The sequence below is a fragment of the Rhizobium mesosinicum genome, assembly GCF_019511345.1.
Classification (GTDB): domain Bacteria; phylum Pseudomonadota; class Alphaproteobacteria; order Rhizobiales; family Rhizobiaceae; genus Rhizobium; species Rhizobium mesosinicum.
This window is the reverse complement of the sequence record NZ_JAEUAK010000038.1, coordinates 1-399: the sequence shown is the minus strand read 5'-3', so window position 1 is coordinate 399 and position 399 is coordinate 1. Positions and strand designations below refer to the sequence as shown.

Genomic DNA, 399 nt, shown 5'->3' with positions numbered 1-399 from the left:
GAAAAAGGAGAAAAGCTTAAATGAATAATTCTGGAATTAAAAAAAGTCATACAAGAATACTAATCATTTTGTTACTCGCAACCATCACAGCAGGAGCTATTTTTATGTTTAGGTTGTTAGGGAAGTCTCAAGAAGAGCGTCGAAATAGAGAATATGAAGTAAGTCTGGTTAATGCGTTAAAGAATTCCTACCAAGGGATTAAGGAGATTAAGATTATGGATCCTTACTATAATGACAAACCGGGTTCGTGGTCTTGTGATATTTCAGTACAGTTCAATGATAGTCAAACTATTACTTATGGAATTAATCACAGATTAACCTATAAAGAAAACCATGATGGTCTTATGAAAGGGAATACTAATGAAGAAATTGATCAACAATGGTCGATACTTCAAAAAC

At 32.8% G+C, this 399-nt stretch carries 1 protein-coding gene; it reads left to right on the top strand.

The window, feature by feature from the left end:
* Positions 1-20: 20 nt before the first annotated feature.
* A partial coding sequence (locus JNB85_RS30470; protein WP_220338126.1) for a hypothetical protein occupies positions 21-399 on the top strand: 379 nt, incomplete at its 3' end.